Origin of the sequence: Acidisoma silvae, assembly GCF_020618775.1 — a bacterium.
In the GTDB taxonomy this organism is placed as follows: Bacteria; Pseudomonadota; Alphaproteobacteria; order Acetobacterales; family Acetobacteraceae; genus Acidisoma; species Acidisoma silvae.
Map to the genome: position 1 here is coordinate 635,683 of NZ_JAESVB010000002.1, position 17,554 is coordinate 653,236.

15 protein-coding genes and 2 tRNA genes are annotated in these 17,554 nt (G+C 64.2%); 12 read left to right on the forward strand and 5 right to left on the reverse strand.

The window, feature by feature from the left end; genetic code table 11:
- Positions 1–6: 6 nt before the first annotated feature.
- The 3 genes from ASILVAE211_RS07660 to ASILVAE211_RS07670 all read left to right on the forward strand — a co-directional run bounded on the left by ASILVAE211_RS07660 (position 7) and on the right by ASILVAE211_RS07670 (position 2,706).
- On the forward strand, positions 7–939 hold the full coding sequence (locus ASILVAE211_RS07660; protein ID WP_406566025.1) for a heme o synthase: 933 nt from the start codon (positions 7–9) through the stop codon (positions 937–939).
- Positions 940–1,035: 96 nt separating this feature from the next.
- Positions 1,036–2,526: a carboxypeptidase M32 gene (locus ASILVAE211_RS07665; RefSeq protein WP_227320693.1), complete on the forward strand. Its 1,491-nt coding sequence runs from the start codon at positions 1,036–1,038 to the stop codon at positions 2,524–2,526.
- 104 nt (positions 2,527–2,630) lie between these two features.
- A tRNA-Phe gene (locus tag ASILVAE211_RS07670) sits at positions 2,631–2,706 on the forward strand.
- A 25-nt stretch (positions 2,707–2,731) separates the two neighbouring features.
- Here ASILVAE211_RS07670 and ASILVAE211_RS07675 read toward each other — a convergent pair.
- Entirely contained in the window at positions 2,732–3,106 is a 375-nt protein-coding gene (locus ASILVAE211_RS07675; RefSeq protein ID WP_227320694.1) for a hypothetical protein, read from the reverse strand.
- A 107-nt stretch (positions 3,107–3,213) separates the two neighbouring features.
- Between ASILVAE211_RS07675 and ASILVAE211_RS07680 the strand changes: the two genes are divergently transcribed.
- A complete protein-coding gene (locus ASILVAE211_RS07680) occupies positions 3,214–4,074 on the forward strand; it encodes a dienelactone hydrolase family protein (RefSeq protein ID WP_227320695.1) in 861 nt (286 codons plus the stop codon).
- Between the two features lie 81 nt (positions 4,075–4,155).
- Positions 4,156–5,547: an amidase gene (locus ASILVAE211_RS07685; protein WP_227320696.1), complete on the forward strand. Its 1,392-nt coding sequence runs from the start codon at positions 4,156–4,158 to the stop codon at positions 5,545–5,547.
- A gap of 10 nt (positions 5,548–5,557) precedes the next feature.
- Here ASILVAE211_RS07685 and ASILVAE211_RS07690 read toward each other — a convergent pair whose 3' ends face one another.
- Complete coding sequence (locus tag ASILVAE211_RS07690) at positions 5,558–6,136, reverse strand: TetR/AcrR family transcriptional regulator (RefSeq protein WP_227320697.1); 579 nt, start codon at positions 6,134–6,136, stop codon at positions 5,558–5,560.
- A gap of 237 nt (positions 6,137–6,373) precedes the next feature.
- Between ASILVAE211_RS07690 and ASILVAE211_RS07695 the strand changes: the two genes are divergently transcribed.
- From ASILVAE211_RS07695 to ASILVAE211_RS07710, 4 genes are all read left to right on the forward strand, one after another.
- Positions 6,374–7,465 (forward strand): AbrB family transcriptional regulator, encoded by a 1,092-nt coding sequence (locus tag ASILVAE211_RS07695; protein WP_227320698.1) that lies wholly within the window; start codon positions 6,374–6,376, stop codon positions 7,463–7,465.
- 75 nt (positions 7,466–7,540) lie between these two features.
- Positions 7,541–8,281, forward strand: a complete 741-nt coding sequence (locus ASILVAE211_RS07700; RefSeq protein WP_227320699.1) for an SDR family NAD(P)-dependent oxidoreductase — start codon at positions 7,541–7,543, stop codon at positions 8,279–8,281.
- A gap of 143 nt (positions 8,282–8,424) precedes the next feature.
- Positions 8,425–9,120 carry a hypothetical protein gene (locus tag ASILVAE211_RS07705; protein ID WP_227320700.1) on the forward strand — a complete coding sequence of 232 codons (696 nt, stop codon included), beginning with the start codon at positions 8,425–8,427 and terminating at the stop codon, positions 9,118–9,120.
- Between the two features lie 606 nt (positions 9,121–9,726).
- Positions 9,727–9,966, forward strand: coding sequence for a hypothetical protein (locus ASILVAE211_RS07710; RefSeq protein WP_227320701.1), 240 nt, complete (start codon positions 9,727–9,729; stop codon positions 9,964–9,966).
- Positions 9,967–10,074: 108 nt separating this feature from the next.
- Here ASILVAE211_RS07710 and ASILVAE211_RS07715 read toward each other — a convergent pair.
- The 3 genes from ASILVAE211_RS07715 to ASILVAE211_RS07725 all read right to left on the reverse strand — a co-directional run bounded on the left by ASILVAE211_RS07715 (position 10,075) and on the right by ASILVAE211_RS07725 (position 13,367).
- Positions 10,075–10,164: transfer RNA gene (locus ASILVAE211_RS07715), tRNA-Ser, on the reverse strand.
- Between the two features lie 140 nt (positions 10,165–10,304).
- Positions 10,305–12,110, reverse strand: coding sequence for a translation elongation factor 4 (gene lepA / locus ASILVAE211_RS07720; RefSeq protein ID WP_227320702.1), 1,806 nt, complete (start codon positions 12,108–12,110; stop codon positions 10,305–10,307).
- Positions 12,111–12,206: 96 nt separating this feature from the next.
- Complete coding sequence (locus tag ASILVAE211_RS07725) at positions 12,207–13,367, reverse strand: diguanylate cyclase (RefSeq protein WP_227320703.1); 1,161 nt, start codon at positions 13,365–13,367, stop codon at positions 12,207–12,209.
- 211 nt (positions 13,368–13,578) lie between these two features.
- On the opposite strand from ASILVAE211_RS07725, the gene truB reads away from it, so the two are divergent.
- The 3 genes from truB (at position 13,579) to pnp (ending at position 17,273) form a co-directional block, all read left to right on the forward strand.
- Positions 13,579–14,502, forward strand: coding sequence for a tRNA pseudouridine(55) synthase TruB (gene truB / locus ASILVAE211_RS07730; RefSeq protein ID WP_406566032.1), 924 nt, complete (start codon positions 13,579–13,581; stop codon positions 14,500–14,502).
- 22 nt (positions 14,503–14,524) lie between these two features.
- On the forward strand, positions 14,525–14,794 hold the full coding sequence (gene rpsO / locus ASILVAE211_RS07735; protein ID WP_227320705.1) for a 30S ribosomal protein S15: 270 nt from the start codon (positions 14,525–14,527) through the stop codon (positions 14,792–14,794).
- A gap of 337 nt (positions 14,795–15,131) precedes the next feature.
- A complete protein-coding gene (pnp, locus tag ASILVAE211_RS07740; protein WP_227320706.1) occupies positions 15,132–17,273 on the forward strand; it encodes a polyribonucleotide nucleotidyltransferase in 2,142 nt (713 codons plus the stop codon).
- Positions 17,274–17,554 lie beyond the last annotated feature (281 nt).

A 17,554-nucleotide genomic window follows, 5' to 3' on the forward strand; every position in this document is an offset into this window, starting at 1 on the left:
CTGATCATGGAGAAGCCTGCTACCGCGATGTCTGCCGAGCCGAGCTTGACCGCCGGTCCGGCATTTGCGGATTGGATCGCTCTTCTGAAACCACGGGTGATGAGCCTGGTGGTTTTCTCTGGCGCCATCGGCATGCTGCTGGCGCCCGGCCATATCAACCCGCTGGTCGCTGTCGGTGCCGTTATCTGTATCGCCATCGGCGCGGGCGCGGCCGGCGCCATCAACATGTGGTACGACCGCGATATCGACGCCGTCATGCGCCGCACGGTCAATCGGCCGATTCCGGCTGGGCGCATGGCGCCGATGCCCGCGCTGATCTACGGCATCGTGCTGTCCGTCATTTCGGTCATCGCCATGTTCGTCCTCACCAATTGGGTCGCGGCCGGCATGCTGGCGGTCTCCATCGCCTTCTACGTGCTGATCTATACGATGTGGCTGAAGCGCCGCACGCCGCAGAATATCGTCATCGGCGGCGCTGCCGGCGCCTTCCCGCCGATCATCGGCTGGGCCGCCGTCACCGGCAGCATCGATCTTGTGCCGGTCCTGATGTTCGCCATCACCTTCTTCTGGACGCCGCCGCATTTCTGGTCACTGTCGCTTTATGCGAGCGGCGATTACGAGCGCGCAGGCGTGCCGATGCTGCCCGTGGTGCGCGGCCAGCGCGTCACCCGCATCAACATCCTGGTCTATACGCTGATCCTGCTGCCCGTCGCGGCCAGCCCCTGGATGGTCGGCTTTGTCGGGCTGCCCTATCTCGTCGTCAGCCTCATCCTCAGCGGCATGTTCATCTACTACGCCGTCCGCGTCATGCAGGACGGCCGCGGCCCCGGCGGCGATACCGTCTCGGACCATGCGCCGGCGCGAAAGGCCTTCCGCTTTTCGCTGCTCTATCTGTTCCTGCTGTTTCTGGCGCTGGCCCTCTGCCACGCGATCCGTTGATCGCGGCCGCCCGCGCGCGGGGCTAGCCCCGCGCCGTCGTTTCCGGTTTGACTGGGTGACTGCTTCGGCACGGCCCGCCAACCGGAAGGACTTCCCATGACTGCCTATGACCGCCTCGCCACACGCTTCGCCCGCATCGCGACCGTGAACGAGGCGATCTCGATGCTGAACTGGGATGCTTCCGTCATGATGCCGCCCGGTGGCGCCGCCGCGCGCGGCGAGCAGCTGGCCGTGCTGTCCGGCCTGTCCCATGAACTCGCGACCGCACCGGCACTCGCCGATGACCTCGCGGAAGCCGAGACCGCACCGCCGACCGAGCCCTGGGCCGCTGGCAATCTCGCCCTCATGCGCCACCGCCAGCGACAGGCCGCCGCCCTGCCCGCCGACCTGGTGGAAGCGCAGAGCCGCGCCAATTCGGCCTGCGAATCCGTCTGGCGCGTGGCGCGTCAAAACTCCGATTTCGCCGTCGTGCGGCCCTATCTCGCGGAGGTGGTGCGCCTGACCCGGGAAGCCTCGGTGGCATTGGGCGAGACCTTCGGCATGGCCCCCTATGACGCGCTGATGGACCTCTATCAGCGCGGCATCGCTGCGGCAGACGTGGAGCCCATCTTCACGGCCTATGAAGGCTTCCTGGCCGATGCCCTGCCCCGCGCCGAAGCGATTCAGGCCGCGCGCGGCACGCCGCTGCCCCTGTCCGGCCCCTTCCCGATCCCGGCGCAGCAGGCGCTGTGCCGGCACCTGTCGGAAGCCGCCGGGCTGGACTACCGCCATGCCCGGCTGGATATCTCGGCCCATCCCTTTAGCGGCGGCACGCCGACCGACAACCGCATCACCAGCCGCTACTCGGAAGACGAATGCTTCCAGAGCCTGATGGGCGTGATGCATGAAACCGGCCACGCGATGTATGAGGCGGGACTGCCGCCGGCTTATGCCCGCCAACCCGTGGGCGAGGCCGCCGGCATGGCCGCGCATGAAAGCCAGTCCCTGCTGATCGAGTTGCAGGTCTGCCGCAGCGACGGCTACCTGTCCTGGCTCGGGCCGCAACTGGCCTCCGCCTTCGGCGGCAAGTCAGCCGCCTATGCGACGGAAAATCTCGGCCGTCTGCTGCGCCGGGTGGATCGAGGCTTCATTCGCGTCGAGGCCAATGAAGTGACCTACCCGGCCCATGTCATCCTGCGCTTCCGGCTGGAACGCGCCTTGATGAGCGGCGATCTGGCGGTGGGTGACCTGCCCGGCGCCTGGAACGAGGGCATGCAGTCCCTGCTCGGCATCACGCCACCGGATGACCGTCGCGGCTGCCTGCAGGACATCCACTGGTATGACGGCGCCTTCGGCTATTTCCCAAGCTATACTTTGGGCGCGATGGCCGCAGCCCAGATCATGGCGGCGATCCGCCGCGCCGTGCCGGACGTAGACGATGCCATTGCCAGGGGCGATCTGTCGCCCCTGCTCGGCTGGATCAGGCGTGAAATCCACGGACGCGCCAATTCCCTCGGCTTCAATGACCTGATGCGGGCGGCCACGGGCAAGCCCTTGGAATCCTCCGATTTCACCGCCCATCTGACGGCACGCTATCTGACCGCTTAAAATGGATGGCTGCCGACCGGCGATGTGACAGCCCGATTGCAGATACCCCCCTTGATCCCGGCGGCCGGCTGCGCTACCCAGCCGGCCACGCCAAGAGCGTCGTTGCCCAGGTAGCTCAGTTGGTAGAGCATGCGACTGAAAATTGCAGTGTCGGTGGTTCGATTCCACTCCTGGGCACCATTCTCCTCCTGAAGCCATTCAGCCTTTAGCCGTTAGACGTCAGATCCGCCTCGGTCGGTCCCGCGACATGCGCGACCACCGTCACCGCGTCGGTCTTGCCGTCGCGAATATCGGAATAGAGCACGCGCATCCAATGCGCCTTGTCGAAGGCTTGCAGCCCGATGAGGGGGGCGACATCCATCCGGCATTGCCGCACGCGGGAAAAGAAACCGCCGCTGGTCTCCCGAATATCGGTAAGCGTGAAGCCGGTATGGCCGAGCTCGGCACCGACCTGATGGGTCGCGAGCGCGGTCACGGTATCGGCACTGCAGGACGGCGCCGCGTAATGCTGCTGGAATAGAAAGACCGCCAGCGCCCCGGCGCCGGCGAGAAGAGAGGCGGATATTATGCGATTGATCATGGCGCGATCCTCTAACCGCGTCCTGTTTCCGCACTATGTCTGGCACATGAAACTCGGCGTAACGCAGGCTTGATGACGCGACCCGCGCCCTTTCAGGAGCCCGAATGATGCCCGAAGATAAGCTCGCTTCGCCTGGATTGCCGCCGCTCGGCCGTCGTGGCTTTGTCATGACGAGCCTGATCACCGGCTTCACCCTGGCCGCCGCCCGCGCGCAGGCCGCGCCGATCCATACCGATGCAAACGGCCTCGATCTCGGCGAGGTCGCTATGCCGGTCGCGGACGGCACCCTGCCCACCTATTTCGCGCGTCCGGCGGGCGTTGCAAACCCGCCTATTGTCGTCGTGGTCGAGGAGATTTTCGGCGTCCACGAATATATCAAGGATGTTTGCCGGCGTCTGGCGAAGCAGGGCTATTTCGCAATCGCACCCGAGCTTTACGCCCGCCTCGCCGATCTCTCCAAGATGACCGATCCGCAGGAAATCGTCGCGAAAGTCATCTCGAAAGCGCCGGACGCGACCATGCTGTCCGACCTCAGCCATACCGTCGATTGGGCCATTGCGCAGAAGGGGGACGCGGACCGCGTGGCCGTGCTGGGCTTCTGTCGTGGCGGCCGCGATGTCTGGCTGTTTGCCGAGCATGACAAGCGGCTGAAAGCGGCGGTCGCCTTCTATGGTCCCGTCGCGGGTGCCACCAGCGCCATCCAGCCCGTCAATCCCATCACCATGGCAGCGAATCTCAACTGCCCGCTGCTCGGCCTTTACGGCGGCCGTGACCCCAGCATCCATGCCACTGACGTCTATGCCGCACAGGCCAAGGCAGCCGCCGCCGGGAAGACGGTCGAGATCATCTATTACCCCGACGCCGGGCACGGATTTCATGCCGACTACCGGCCAAGCTACAACGCGGCCGACGCGCAAGCCGCCTGGGCACAGGCCCTGGCCTGGCTGCGCAAATACGATATCGGCTGATCGCTTGATCACGCAAAAATAAACGAGCCTATCCTCGCAAAAGGGGCAGACAGAGCAAAATCCACGGTCTAGCCTGACGGAATGAGCGAGCTTCCCGATCTGCCGGCGACTGTCCTTGTCTCTGCCTATCGGGAGCGGCGGCTTTCCCCTGTCGAGGTGACGCGCGCCGCTTTGGCGCGTATCGACGCCTGGGACGATCAGATTTGCGCCACCTGGGCGATGGACCCGGAGGGCGCGCTGGCCGCTGCCCGCCAGTCCGAAACCCGCTGGCAGTCCGGCACGCCGGCCGGGCCGCTGGACGGCGTGCCTGTCACGGTGAAAGAGAATATCGCGACCAAGGGCGTGACGATGCCGGCCGGCACCGCCGCCGTTAACGCTATGGTCGCGACCGAAGATGCGCCCGCCGCCGCGCGCCTGCGCGAAAGCGGCGCCGTCATCCTGGGCAAGACCACCATGCCGGATTTCGGTATGCTGTCCTCCGGACTGTCCAGCTTCCATCGCCTCGCCCGAAACCCGTGGAATCTGGCCATGAATCCCGGCGGCTCCAGCGCCGGGGCGTCTGCCGCCACCGCTGCCGGCTATGCGCCGATCAATATCGGGACGGATATCGGCGGATCGGTACGCCTGCCCGCCGCTTTGTGCGGCGCCGTCTCCCTCAAGCCGAGCTTCGGCCGCATTCCGGTCTCCCCGCCCTTCCTCGGCCGCGCCGCCGGTCCCATCACCCGCACCGTCGCCGATGCGGCGCTCGCCATGCAGGTGCTGAGCCTGCCCGACAGCCGCGACTATATGAGCCTGCCGCCTGCTGACCTGGACTGGTCGGCTGAACCGCTGCCGTTGCGCGGCCTGAAGCTGGGGCTGTGCCTCGATACCGGCATCGGTAGTGACCCGGACCCGGAGGTTGTCGACGCAATCACCAATGCCGCAAGACTCTTCGCAGATGCAGGGGCGACCGTCGAACCACTCGCCCCCTTCCTGAACCGGGATATGATCGAGGGGTTGGACCGCTTCTGGCGGGCGCGCTTCGGTTCGGACACCGCAGGCCTGTCCGACGAACAGCGCGCGAAAATCCTGCCCTATATCCGGGACTGGATCGAAGGCGGGGACGAACTGTCCGGCAGGGACGTCTATCGCGGCTTCGCCCAGATCCCGGCCATGAGCCAGGCGACCCAGAAAGCCACGGCACCTTTCGACTATGTGCTTCTGCCGGTCTGGCCGACCGTCTCTTTCCCGGCGGACTATGCCAGCCCGCTCAACAATCCGGCAAAACCCTTCGAGCACATCGGCTATTGCGTCGGCTTCAATATGAGCGAGCAGCCGGCGCTATCGGTGAATTGCGGCTATTCGACCTCAAGCATGCCGATCGGCCTACAGATCGCAGGCCGGCGCTTCGACGATACCGGCGTGCTGCGCATGGGGGCTGCTTTTGAAGCGATGCGCGGTCCGCAGCGGTCCTGGCCGCGCTTCGATCGCTGAAGGCAGCCGGCTAAGACGATCCGCCGAGGTCAGCCAGATACAGGCCAATCATACGCCCGGCATTCCGACTGAAACTGTCCCGCTGCGCTTCTGTCTCCGCCTCGAAAGACCAGATAGACTTCATCAGCCCCAGCATCAGCAGCACCGCCACATCATCCGCGCGGTAGGGGCTGCCGGCATAGCGTGTCAGGATACAAGCCAACGCATCCTGGAACGTGTCGCGCATCTGCTGACGCCGCACCATGCTGTCATCCGGCACGTCGATCAGCTTCAGCGTCACGGTCCGCTGCGGCCGCAGGCTGTCACCCATGGCGACCAGTGCCATTGCCATAGCCTCGGCCGTCAATAGCGGCGCGCGGGCAACGATTTCCGCCAGAGAGACGCTTAGCGTCGCGCCATAGCGTTCCAGCAGGCCAGCGACCAAAACGTCCTTGGTCGGGAAGAAACGATAGAGCGAACCGATCGCGGTCGAGGACTGGGCGGCGATTTCCGTCATCGTCACCGCCTCGTAGTCTTTTTCGGCGAAAAGCACGGTCGCCGCTGCCAGGATGGCGTCGACCCGATCACGCCCGCGCTGGCGTTTGGGCATGAGCGCCTCTGCGGCCAGCGCGCTTGTGTTTTGAGAGCCCATCCTCAACTATCCCTTACGCGGGACAAGCATCCGCTCATTCCGTTGTACCCTCATCCCGCACACGCTCTGTGGCCGGCTGACGGCCGACTTGCCCAGCTTTAGCATGCTCACGCCTCATGCGCGCATCATCTCATCTTTGGCAGGCTATCCTCGCCTCGCCTTTCATGCTTCGCCCAATTGCACTGGTACCGACCATTGTCTGATACGACCGAGCGCGCCCGCACCCTGGGCGCCCTCCGCCCGCAAACCTGGCCGATCTCGCGGCGCTGGCTCGTGCTTGTACCCCTCTCCTTCGCACTGGCAGTCCTGCTGATCCTGATGAAACTGCCGGCGGCCCTGCTGCTGGGGCCCATGGCCGCTGCTATCCTGATGGCGAGCCAGGACGGCACAGTCCGCATCGCCCCGCCTGTCTTCGTCACCTACCAGGGCATTGTCGGCGCCATGATCGCCATCAACCTGCCTGTCTCGATCTTCCCTGAAATGGCTACGGACTGGCCGGTCTTTCTGCTCGGCACGCTCTCCACGCTGCTTGCCTCCAGCCTGCTCGGCTGGCTGCTCTCCCGCTCCGGCGCCTTGCCGGGCACGACGGCGATCTGGGGATCGTCCCCCGGCGCCGCGACGGTGATGACGCTGATGTCCGAACAGTTCGGCGCCGATATGCGGCTCGTCGCCTTCATGCAGTATATGCGGGTAGTGGCCTGCGCCGTGGTCGCGACCCTGGTCTCCCGCTTCCTGGGCCATGGCGGCGGCAGCGTCACGGAGCATTTCTTTGCGGCCCCCGCCTCCTGGACCGCCGTGGCGACGGCCGTCGCCATCGCGCTGATCGGCGCCTATGCCGGCGTGCGGCTGAAAATCCCCGGCGGCGCCATGCTGACGCCGATGGTTCTCGGCATGCTGCTGAAAGTCTTCACGCCGCTGGATCTGGAATTGCCGCCTTTGCTTCTGGCGGTAAGCTATGCCGTGGTCGGCTGGGGCATCGGCATGCGCTTCTCGGCCTCGGTGCTGCGCTATGCCGGACGTGTCTTTCCGCGCGTATTGACCTCGATCCTGGCGCTGATCCTGATCTGCGGCGGATTTGGCACCATTCTGATGCTCGTCACCGGGGTCGATCCCTTGACCGCCTATCTGGCGACAAGCCCGGGCGGCGCCGACTCGGTCGCCATCATCGCGGCCTCCAGCAAGGTGAACATGCCCTTCGTCATGACCATGCAGATCGCGCGGTTTCTCTGCGTACTGATCGCGGGGCCAGCGCTCGCGCGGCTATTGTCGAAGTCGCGCCCAGGCTGACGGCCGCGCCGATTTGCAGCGGGAACGGAGAGCGGCTTCTATGGCTGCGTTCCTTTCCCGCAATGGTTGTTATCCATGTCCGAATCCCAGCCCGTCCTGCTCCTGACCGGCGCCAGCCGCGGCATCGGTCATGCGACCGTCAAACTGTTTCAGGAACGCGGCTGGCGGGTGCTGACCGTCTCCCGCCAAGCCTTCTCGCCGCTCTGCCGCTGGCCCAATGCGCGGGAAAGCCATATCCAGGCCGATCTTGAAGACCTGTCCGGTCTTTCCGCACTCGCCGAGGATGTGCGCAGCCGGTTGGAGGGTGGCAAGCTGCATGCTTTGGTCAATAATGCCGGCATTTCCCCCAAGGGACCGGAGGGCAAGCGCCTGGGTGTCATCGACAGCGATGCCGCCCTTTGGACGAAGGTCCTGAACGTCAATCTGATCTCGACCGCCTTGCTGGCGCGGGCGCTGCTGCCGGAACTGGAACGGGCGGGGGGATCGATTGTGAACGTCACCTCCATCGCCGGATCCCGCGTGCATCCTTTCGCGGGCGTCGCCTATGCCGCGTCGAAGGCGGCGCTGGCGGCTCTCACCCGCGAAATGGCGCATGAATTCGGCGGTCGGGGCGTGCGCGCCAATGCCATCGCGCCAGGCGAGATCGACACCGCCATCCTCTCAGCTGGCACCGACGCCCTGGTCTCGGCCGAAGTGCCGATGCGGCGGCTGGGCCGGCCCAATGAGGTGGCTCAAACCATCTATTATCTGTGCAGCGACGGCTCGTCCTACGTGAATGGCGCCGAAATCCATATCAATGGCGGCCAGCACGTCTAACCCTCGCGCACATTTGAGCTGCGGCAGGAAAAATTATCTGACATGCAATCGCTGCACCCCGGGTGTTACGATCTATTGCACGAAATCAATGTTTCATATGTTTGAAACAGTCTAATATCCTCGGCATCAGGAGGTGAGTGGCGATGCGTTTTGCTTTGACAGCTTGCGGATTGGCTCTGGCGACGCTGGTAACCCCGGCCGTTGCTTCTGCGCCCAGGCTTTTGAACAGCAATATCGCGCTGCCGGCCACAAATGGCTTGAGCGACGCGACCATCCTGATCGTCCGCCATGGCGAGAAGACTGGCTTCGGCACAGGGCTGAGCGCGGCCGGTTCGATGCGCGCGCAGGTCTATGCCGATTACTTCTCCCATTTCTCGATGAACGGCGCGCCGGTGCATATCGACGCTCTGGTCGCGGCCGAGGACACGCATAAAAGCGACCGTCCGCGCCTGACGCTGGAACCGCTCGCTGCCGCCATGAATATGCCGATCGAGCAGCCCTGCGCTGACCATGCGATCGGTACCTTAGTGGACTGGCTGAAGCAGCGCCCGGCGCATCAGACGACGCTGATTTCCTGGCATCACACCAAGATCGCCAAGCTGATGGCGGCGCTGGGCGTCGATCCCAAGACCATGCTGCCGGGCGGCCACTGGCCGAACGACACCTTTGATTGGGTGGTGGCGCTGCATTTCGATCATGACGGCAAGCTGATTCCGGGCTCCGCCCGCATCATCAACGAGCCGGCGACGGTCAATAACGTGGTCTGGGCGACGATGAGCCATCCGAACATCTCTCCGATGCCGGTCATGCAGCGGGAAGAGACCCTCGCCTCGCGCTGATCCGGATCGACAAGCCTAAACGCGAAAGGACGGAGATGGCAGATGCCGTCTCCGTTCTTTTGCGTTTCAGGGGGGGGTGCCGTTTGTGCGCCCGGCCGAGGCCGGCTCCGGCAACTACCAACACCAAAGACCTAATTTTTAATCGATTTTCGATCACATTTGCGCCTCAAGGGCCCAAATGGCTAAGACTTTAGTAGAATCCGTCACTAAAGCCGGATAGCTTGTCTTCGCGACTTGATCTGGTTCAACGACGAAGACTGCGGCGGGGAGGTTTTGCGGCCCTCCCCGCCTCTCTGGTTCAAGAGACGACGACTTACTTAGCCAGTGGCGCCGTTGCAGCGCGCCCAAAGTAATATCTGTTCGCTCCGTTATCGAGCCTCATTTGAGACTTTAAGACAGGTGGCGGTAACAAAATCGAAAGATTAGCCTCATTACCCCGTTTTGTTCGACGAAAAGCCATTTATCTGCCGATCGCGGACGGTTTCATGGTGGTTTCTGCGGGAATCTGGCAGGCGCCTGCCCTTGCCATGCAGCGGTTTACGCTGGCCCCGCTCTGGTCCAGAACACCGGACCGGCCCCGGGCCAAGTGATCGAGGGATATAGGCTGTGAGTAAAAGCATGGGGCGCAAAGCGCGCAGCGGTCCCGGCACGATCTATCTATTGGCCGGGCTTCTGACCTGGCCTGTGGTCACCGCCGTGATCTATTGGGGCGACCGCTTCACCAGCGACATGTCCGGTCTCGTCCAGCCAGGGCCCTCGATCAGCCTTATGGCTGCCGGCGGCTATTCGCTGCTTGTCTCCGCATTGATCATGATTGCCGGCTGGGCTCAGGCGTCGCGGCGCTAACCCTGCCGGAAAGCCCGCTTACACCGGCTGCACAACAAAAATATTGAGGACTCAAGCTGCCCGCGCCCTGGCGCAGCGCCGCGTAATCGGCGGGTGGCGGGTGGCGGGTGGCGGAGAGAGTGGGATTCGAACCCACGGTACGCTTTCACGCACACACGCTTTCCAAGCGTGCGCCTTAAACCGCTCGGCCATCTCTCCAGCGGCGGTGGAGCGCTTCCTAGCCAGTCCGGACCGCCAGTGCAACACCCCCGCCGCACAATTCGGCTCAGCTTCGCGCGGGGCCGACCGTGCCCTGACGCAAGACTGCGAACCCAGCCCGCAAGGGCCGGGCCGAAGGGTCAGGCGTCGATCTTGAGCGCGGCCAGGAAGGCGCTTTGCGGGATTTCCACCTTGCCGAACTGCCGCATGCGCTTCTTGCCCTCTTTCTGCTTCTCCAGCAGCTTGCGCTTGCGGCTGATGTCGCCGCCATAGCATTTGGCGGTGACGTCCTTGGACAGCGCGCCGATCGTCTCACGCGCGATGATGCGGCCGCCGATCGCCGCCTGGATGGCGATTTTGAAGAGCTGCTTCGGGATCAGGTCCTTCAGCTTGGCGCAGATGGCGCGGCCGCGGAACTCGGCCTGGGAGCGATGGGCGATGAAGCTCAGCGCGTCCACCGGGTCCTGATTGACCAGAATGGAGATGCGGACGAGGTCGCTCTCGGCATAGCTGTCCATGTGATAGTCGAAGCTGGCATAGCCCTTGGTGCTGGACTTCAGCCGGTCATAGAAATCGAAGACCACTTCGTTCAGCGGCAGCTTATAGACCGCCATGGCGCGGGTGCCGACATAGGTCAGATCCTGCTGCTGGCCACGACGCTCGTTGCACAGCGTCAGCACGGCGCCCAGGTGATCATCCGGCACCATGATGGTCGCGATGATCCAGGGCTCCTCGATATGATCGATGGTCATGACATCGGGCATATCGGCCGGATTGTGCAGCTCGGTCATCGCGCCTTTGCTGTCATAGATATGATAGACGACCGAGGGGGCGGTCGCGATCAGGTCAAGGTCGAATTCGCGCGACAGCCGCTCCTGGATGATTTCCAGATGCAGCAGGCCCAGGAAGCCGCAGCGGAAGCCGAAGCCAAGCGCGGCCGAGCTTTCCGCCTCATAATGGAAGCTGGCGTCGTTCAGCCGCAGCTTGCCCAAGGATTCGCGCAGCTTCTCGAAATCATCGGCGTCGACCGGGAAGAGGCCGCACCAGACGACGGGGATGGAGGGTTTGAAGCCTGCCAGGATCTCAGCGGCCGGACGGCGGTCGTCGGTGATGGTGTCACCCACATCGCAATCGGCGACCGTCTTGATGGCGGCATTGATATAGCCCATCTCGCCCGGCCCAAGCTCGTCCACCGCCACCATCTTAGGATGGAAGACACCGACCTGATCGACGGTATGGACGGCGCCCTTGGCCATCATGCGGATCTTCTGGCCACGGCGCAGCTTGCCGTCCTTGATGCGGACCAGAATGATGACGCCGAGATAGGCATCGTACCAGCTATCCACCAGCAGCGCCTTCAGCGGCGCATCCGGGTCGCCCTTCGGCGGCGGCAGGCGGGTGACGAGCGCTTCCAGCACGCCTTCGATATTGATGCCGGTCTTGGCGCTGATCATGACGGCGTCCGACGCGTCGATGCCGATCACATCCTCGATCTGCTCCTTCACGCGGTCGGGCTCGGCCGCCGGCAGATCGATTTTGTTGAGGATCGGGACGATCTCATGCCCGGCGTCGATCGCCTGATAGACATTGGCGAGCGTCTGCGCTTCCACGCCCTGGCTGGCATCGACGACGAGCAGGGAGCCCTCGCAGGCGGCAAGGCTGCGGCTCACCTCATACGCGAAGTCGACATGGCCGGGCGTGTCCATCAGGTTCAGGACATAGGTCAGCCCGTCATTGGCCTTGTAGTTCAGGCGCACGGTCTGCGCCTTGATGGTGATGCCGCGCTCCTTCTCCAGCTCCATGGTGTCGAGGACCTGTTCGGTCATCTCGCGCGCGGTCAGGCCGCCGGTCGCCTGAATCAGGCGGTCGGCCAGCGTCGACTTGCCATGGTCGATATGGGCGATGATGGAAAAATTGCGGATGAGGGAAAGCGGCGTGTCGGTCATGCCCGTCACATAAGGGAATGCTGAGCGGATGTCAGCCTGATTGCGCCGGGGATGGTTGCGATTCCGCTTTGTCCGGGATGCGGGGTCGGCCGAAGGTCACTCCGCCACCTCGACCCGATTGCGGCCATTGGCTTTGGCACGGTAGAGCGCCTGGTCGGCGCGGGGCAGAAGCCTGTCCAATCCCTCGTCGCCCGCCGCGGCACTGGCCAGACCGATACTGATCGACACGGACATCGGCCGCCCTTCGCTTTCGGCCGTCATGCGCAGCACGGCAGCGCGCAGCCGTTCGGCCAAAGCCCAGGCTGCCGCCACGGCCATATCGGGCAGCAGCAGCACGAATTCCTCCCCGCCATAGCGGCCGATCAGGCCGGGATCGGCGATTTCCGCCTGCAGCGCCGCGGCCAGCGCTTTCAGGACGGCGTCGCCCCCGGCATGGCCGTAGGTATCGTTGATACGCTTGAAGTGATCGGCATCGACCATCAAGACGCTGACTGGCGCCGCCGCGGTTCTGGCCCGCGCCAGCGCCTGGGCGCCTTGATCCATGAAGGCCCGCCGGTTGAGCACGTCCGTCAGCGGATCGACCGTCGCCAGAGTCAAAAGCTGCCTTGCGTAGCCCGATACGTAACGCACCATTGGCCGGAAGATCGTCAGCGCCTCCATCAGCAAGGTCATCAGGATCACCAGTAAGGTGACGTCCTGCATATCGGCCAGTTCCGCCAATTGCTGGTCGCTGCGCCGCTGATGTGCCTGCACCACCTCGCCCAGGCCCAACACCAGAGGACCATCCGCGGCAGCGAACAGGTCCGCCAGCAGGGGCTTCAGGGTCGGGCTCCCAGGCGGCAGGGCCGCCACCTGCCGCGCGTCGGCGACATAGCGCTCGACCATGCCATGCACCGGGTTGTCCCCCGAGAAATACAGCGCATGCAGATCGCCCAGACGCGGCGCCATCAGGCCGAAGGCCCTATCCCCACGCAGCAGTTCATCATGCTGCTGGGCGAACTGGTCGATCGTCTGCACCAGCAGAGGACGTATCGCCAGATCGCCATCGGCATATTGGGCGGCAAGGCTGGCGATACGCTGGGACAGCATCGGCTGCCGGTCGCTCAGGCTGATGATGGCTGCGGCGCCGCTCTGGGTGACCAGCACGCGCATCAAAACGATATGCGAGACGAGGGTCAGCCCGGCGACAATGGCCAAAGCCAGCAAATAGGTCAGGGTCAGTCGTCGTTCGAGCGATACCGATAGGCGAGCAAACATGAAGAACGGCCCCTCTGGTGCAAAGGCGCAGTTCATCGAAACGCGGCCCGACGCAAGCACCGCCGCGCTCAATTTATCAATTAAACCGTTTTATGCACTCCCGGAGCCGCGCCGCTAAGAGGCAAGGCTGCTGCAACTTGCCGAAGCGCGTCTCACCTGCCATAGCCCCGCCCCTTATTCGCTTTCCCAACTGTACTGTTCTGACGCCATGATGAAACGCCGCCAGCGCGGCCGCCCCTTGGATGGGTGGCTTATCCTCGACAAGCCGGAAGGCCCGACGAGCACCGATATGGTGAACAAGCTGAAACGGCTCTTTGACGCCCAAAAGGCCGGCCATGGCGGCACACTGGACCCACTGGCGACCGGTCTGCTGCCCATCGCCTTCGGGGCCGCGACCAAAACCGTGCCCTATGTCATGGACGGCACCAAGCGCTATCAGTTCACCCTGCGCTTCGGGGAATCGCGGGATACGGACGATGCCCAGGGCGCCGTCACCGGCACCAGCGACGTCCGCCCGGACAATGCCGCGATCGAAGCGGCACTGCCCGCCTTCCGCGGCCTCATCATGCAGGTACCGCCGATCTATTCCGCCATCAAGGTCGCCGGCGAGCGCGCCTATGACATGGCGCGCGAAGGCCGCGCCCCGGTGCTGGAGCCGCGCCCGGCCCAGATCGACCGGTTCGAGCTGATCGACCGCCCGGATGCCGATACCGCGGTCTTCGAAGTGGAATCCGGCAAGGGCGTCTACATGCGCAGCCTGGCCCGCGACATCGCGCTGGCCTGCGGTTCCTTGGGCCATATCACCGTCCTGCGCCGCCTGCGGGTCGGCCCCTTTACGGAGGATATGGCGATTTCCCTGGACAAATTGGAACAGGGGGAGGATACGGCCCCCATCTCTCCGGCGCTTCTGCTGCCGGTCGCGACCGCGCTGGCCGACATCCCGGCGCTGGCCTTGACCGAAAGCGAAGCCGTCAGTCTCGGACATGGACAGGCAATCAGCCTCGTCGATCTCATGGGGCGGATACCTGATGGCGCAGATCCCGCAGGCGGGACCGTGCGTGCGATGGTGGGGAGCCGCGTGATCGGTTTATGCCGGCTCGAAGAGGGCTGGATGAAGCCCGAGCGCCTGCTGTAACCCCTTTTTATAGGAACACACGATGTCGATTACAGCCGAGAAGCGCTCGTCGCTTATCTCCGACTATGCCCGTGGCACCAATGACACCGGCAGCCCTGAAGTGCAGGTCGCGCTCATCACCGACCGGATCGTCAGCCTCACCGAGCATCTCAAGATTCACGCGAAGGACTTCCATAGCCGTCGCGGTCTGCTGATGCTGGTCGGCCGCCGTCGCCGCCTGCTGGACTACCTGAAGCGGAATGATCACGAGCGTTACACGACGCTGATCGGCCGCCTCGGCCTGCGCCGCTAAAGCGCAGTCTCTGCGATCACCTTCCGCCTTCGGGTGGAAGGTGCCCGCCCCGCTTCCCGGGGCCAAGACCAAGGGCCGCAGAAGCGGCGCTACCGGACGCCACGAACGGCGTAAGACAGACAGAGCCGCTGACGCGGCGGTACGGTGGAAAGGCAGACCCGGACAACCAAGGACGCAATCAGGACCAGACCGGCGTTTCCGGCCACATGGCCGGCGGATGCGTATAAACGCATTCCGCTCCCCATGCCGCCCGAGACGCCGAAATCCTGATTCCAGCCGATCCCGGTCCGCTCTCCGTCCTGCCGTCTCCTCCGGCTCGCACGGAAAGGATGATTGAATGTTCAACTACTTCCGCAAGGAAATCGAATGGGGCGGCCGTCCCCTGATCCTGGAAACGGGCAAGATCGCCCGCCAGGCCGACGGCGCCGTGATGATCACCTATGGCGATACCATCGTGCTCTGCACGGCGGTCGGCGCCAAGACCGTGAAGCCGGGCCAGGACTTCTTCCCGCTCACCGTCAACTACCAGGAAAAGGCCTTCGCGGCCGGCAAGATTCCGGGTGGCTTCTTCAAGCGTGAAGGCCGCCCGAACGAGAACGAGACGCTGGTCAGCCGCCTGATCGACCGTCCGATCCGCCCGCTGTTTCCGGAAGGCTTCCGTAATGAAGTCCAGATCGTCGCGACCGTCCTGTCCCACGATCTCGAGAACGATCCCGATATCGTCTCCCTGATCGGCTGCTCGGCCGCGCTGACGATTTCCGGCATTCCCTTCTTCGGCCCGGTCGGCGCCGCCCGCGTCGCCCGCATCAACGGCGAATTCGTCCTCAACCCGACCACCGCGCAGACGGAAGAGAGCGATCTTGACCTCGTCGTCGCCGGCACCGCCGAAGGCGTGCTGATGGTCGAGAGCGAGGCGAAAGAGCTGTCCGAAGAGATCATGCTCGACGCCGTCACCTTCGGCCACACCGCCTTCCAGGCCGTGATCAATGCGATCATCGAACTCGCCGAACATGCGGCGAAGGAGCCCTGGGCTCTGCCGGAAGCGTCCGAGGAAGAGAAGGCGCTGCGCGCCCGCGTCGATGCCCTGGCCCGCACCAGCATCGCCGCCGCTTACGGCGAGAAGGCCAAGGCTGCTCGCTATGAAAAGGTCGGCGCCGCCAAGAAGGCCGCCGCCGCCGCGCTGACGGCTGAAGGCCTGAATGCCGACGCCGCCCGCGGCCTGTTCAAGGACCTCGAAGCCGATATCGTCCGCAACAGCATCCTCGACAACGGCATCCGCATCGACGGCCGCGACACCCGCACGGTCCGCCCGATCGTCGCCGAAGTCGGCGTTCTGCCGCGCGCCCATGGTTCCGCGCTGTTTACCCGTGGCGAGACCCAGGCGCTCTGCGTTGCCACCCTCGGCACCGCGCAGGACGAACAGGTGATCGACGCGCTCGACGGCGAATACCGCGAGCATTTCATGCTGCATTACAACTTCCCTCCCTACTCGGTTGGTGAAGCCGGCCGCATGGGCTCCCCGGGCCGCCGCGAAATCGGCCATGGCAAGCTGGCCTGGCGCGCCATCCACCCGCTGCTGCCGGGCAAGGACAAGTTCCCGTACACTTTGCGCGTGGTCTCCGAGATCACCGAAAGCAACGGCTCGTCCTCCATGGCGACCGTCTGCGGCACCTCCCTGTCGCTGATGGATGCCGGCGTTCCGCTGACCCGTCCCGTGGCCGGTATCGCCATGGGCCTGATCAAGGAAGATCGCGGTTTCGCGGTGCTGTCCGACATCCTGGGCGACGAAGATCACCTCGGTGACATGGACTTCAAGGTGGCCGGCACCGAAGAAGGCGTGACCAGCCTGCAGATGGACATCAAGATCACCTCCATCACGCCCGAGATCATGAAGATCGCTCTGGAGCAGGCCCGCGAAGGCCGTATCCACATCCTGGGCGAGATGGCCAAAGCGCTGACCGGTGCCCGTGGCGGCGTGGCGGCAACCGCCCCGCGCATCACGATCATCAATGTGCCGAAGGAAAAGATCCGCGAAGTCATCGGCCAGGGCGGCAAGGTCATCCGTGACATTGTCGAGCAGACGGGCTGCAAGATCGACATCGAGGACGACGGCACGATCAAGATCGCGTCCACCAGCGAAGAGAAGACCCAGGCGGCGATCGACCGGATCACCGGCATCGTGGCCGAGGCCGAGATCGGCAAGATCTACAACGGCAAGGTCGTGAAGGTCGCCGATTTCGGCGCTTTCGTGAACTTCCTGGGCGCCAAGGACGGTCTGGTTCATATCAGCGAACTCGCCGCCACCCGCGTCAACAAGACCGCCGATATCGTCACCCAGGGCGATGCCGTGAAGGTTAAGGTCATCGGCTTCGACGACCGCGGCAAGGTGAAGCTCTCGATGCGCGTCGTCGATCAGGCGACCGGCGAAGACATCGGCGACAAGGTCGGTTCCAAGGGCGGCAGCCGCCGCGAAGACTGATTTTCCTGTCCAGGCCGGTTCGCTGGCCTGGGACTGAACGAAGCGCCGCTCCGCCACCCGTCACCGGGCGGCGCGAGCGGCGTTTTCGTTTAACCCGCAGCCTGCCGCAACAAGCCGCCGACCTTGCTCCAATCAGGATTTTAGGGCATAAAATCCTGATGTCTTCCCGTCTGCAACGGCGATAGATCCCCGCGCGGGTCACCTTTTCGACCTGCCTCCCCCGCTCGCCTGTTGAGCAGCTCCGAGAGACCCGTTGAGCGACACCACACCGCCTGACCAAT

Excerpts from the sequence above, each read along its gene's own strand:
- lepA (WP_227320702.1), bottom strand. The coding sequence starts at position 12,110 with ATGACCGACACGCCGCTTTCCCTCATCCGCAATTTTTCCATCATCGCC.
- ASILVAE211_RS07700 (WP_227320699.1), top strand. The coding sequence starts at position 7,541 with ATGTCCGAATCCCAGCCCGTCCTGCTCCTGACCGGCGCCAGCCGCGGC.
- ASILVAE211_RS07685 (WP_227320696.1), top strand. The coding sequence starts at position 4,156 with ATGAGCGAGCTTCCCGATCTGCCGGCGACTGTCCTTGTCTCTGCCTAT.
- ASILVAE211_RS07705 (WP_227320700.1), top strand. The coding sequence starts at position 8,425 with ATGCGTTTTGCTTTGACAGCTTGCGGATTGGCTCTGGCGACGCTGGTA.
- pnp (WP_227320706.1), top strand. The coding sequence starts at position 15,132 with ATGTTCAACTACTTCCGCAAGGAAATCGAATGGGGCGGCCGTCCCCTG.
- ASILVAE211_RS07690 (WP_227320697.1), bottom strand. The coding sequence starts at position 6,136 with ATGCCCAAACGCCAGCGCGGGCGTGATCGGGTCGACGCCATCCTGGCA.
- ASILVAE211_RS07680 (WP_227320695.1), top strand. The coding sequence starts at position 3,214 with ATGCCCGAAGATAAGCTCGCTTCGCCTGGATTGCCGCCGCTCGGCCGT.
- ASILVAE211_RS07660 (WP_406566025.1), top strand. The coding sequence starts at position 7 with ATGGAGAAGCCTGCTACCGCGATGTCTGCCGAGCCGAGCTTGACCGCC.
- rpsO (WP_227320705.1), top strand. The coding sequence starts at position 14,525 with ATGTCGATTACAGCCGAGAAGCGCTCGTCGCTTATCTCCGACTATGCC.
- ASILVAE211_RS07665 (WP_227320693.1), top strand. The coding sequence starts at position 1,036 with ATGACTGCCTATGACCGCCTCGCCACACGCTTCGCCCGCATCGCGACC.
- ASILVAE211_RS07725 (WP_227320703.1), bottom strand. The coding sequence starts at position 13,367 with ATGTTTGCTCGCCTATCGGTATCGCTCGAACGACGACTGACCCTGACC.
- truB (WP_406566032.1), top strand. The coding sequence starts at position 13,579 with ATGAAACGCCGCCAGCGCGGCCGCCCCTTGGATGGGTGGCTTATCCTC.
- ASILVAE211_RS07675 (WP_227320694.1), bottom strand. The coding sequence starts at position 3,106 with ATGATCAATCGCATAATATCCGCCTCTCTTCTCGCCGGCGCCGGGGCG.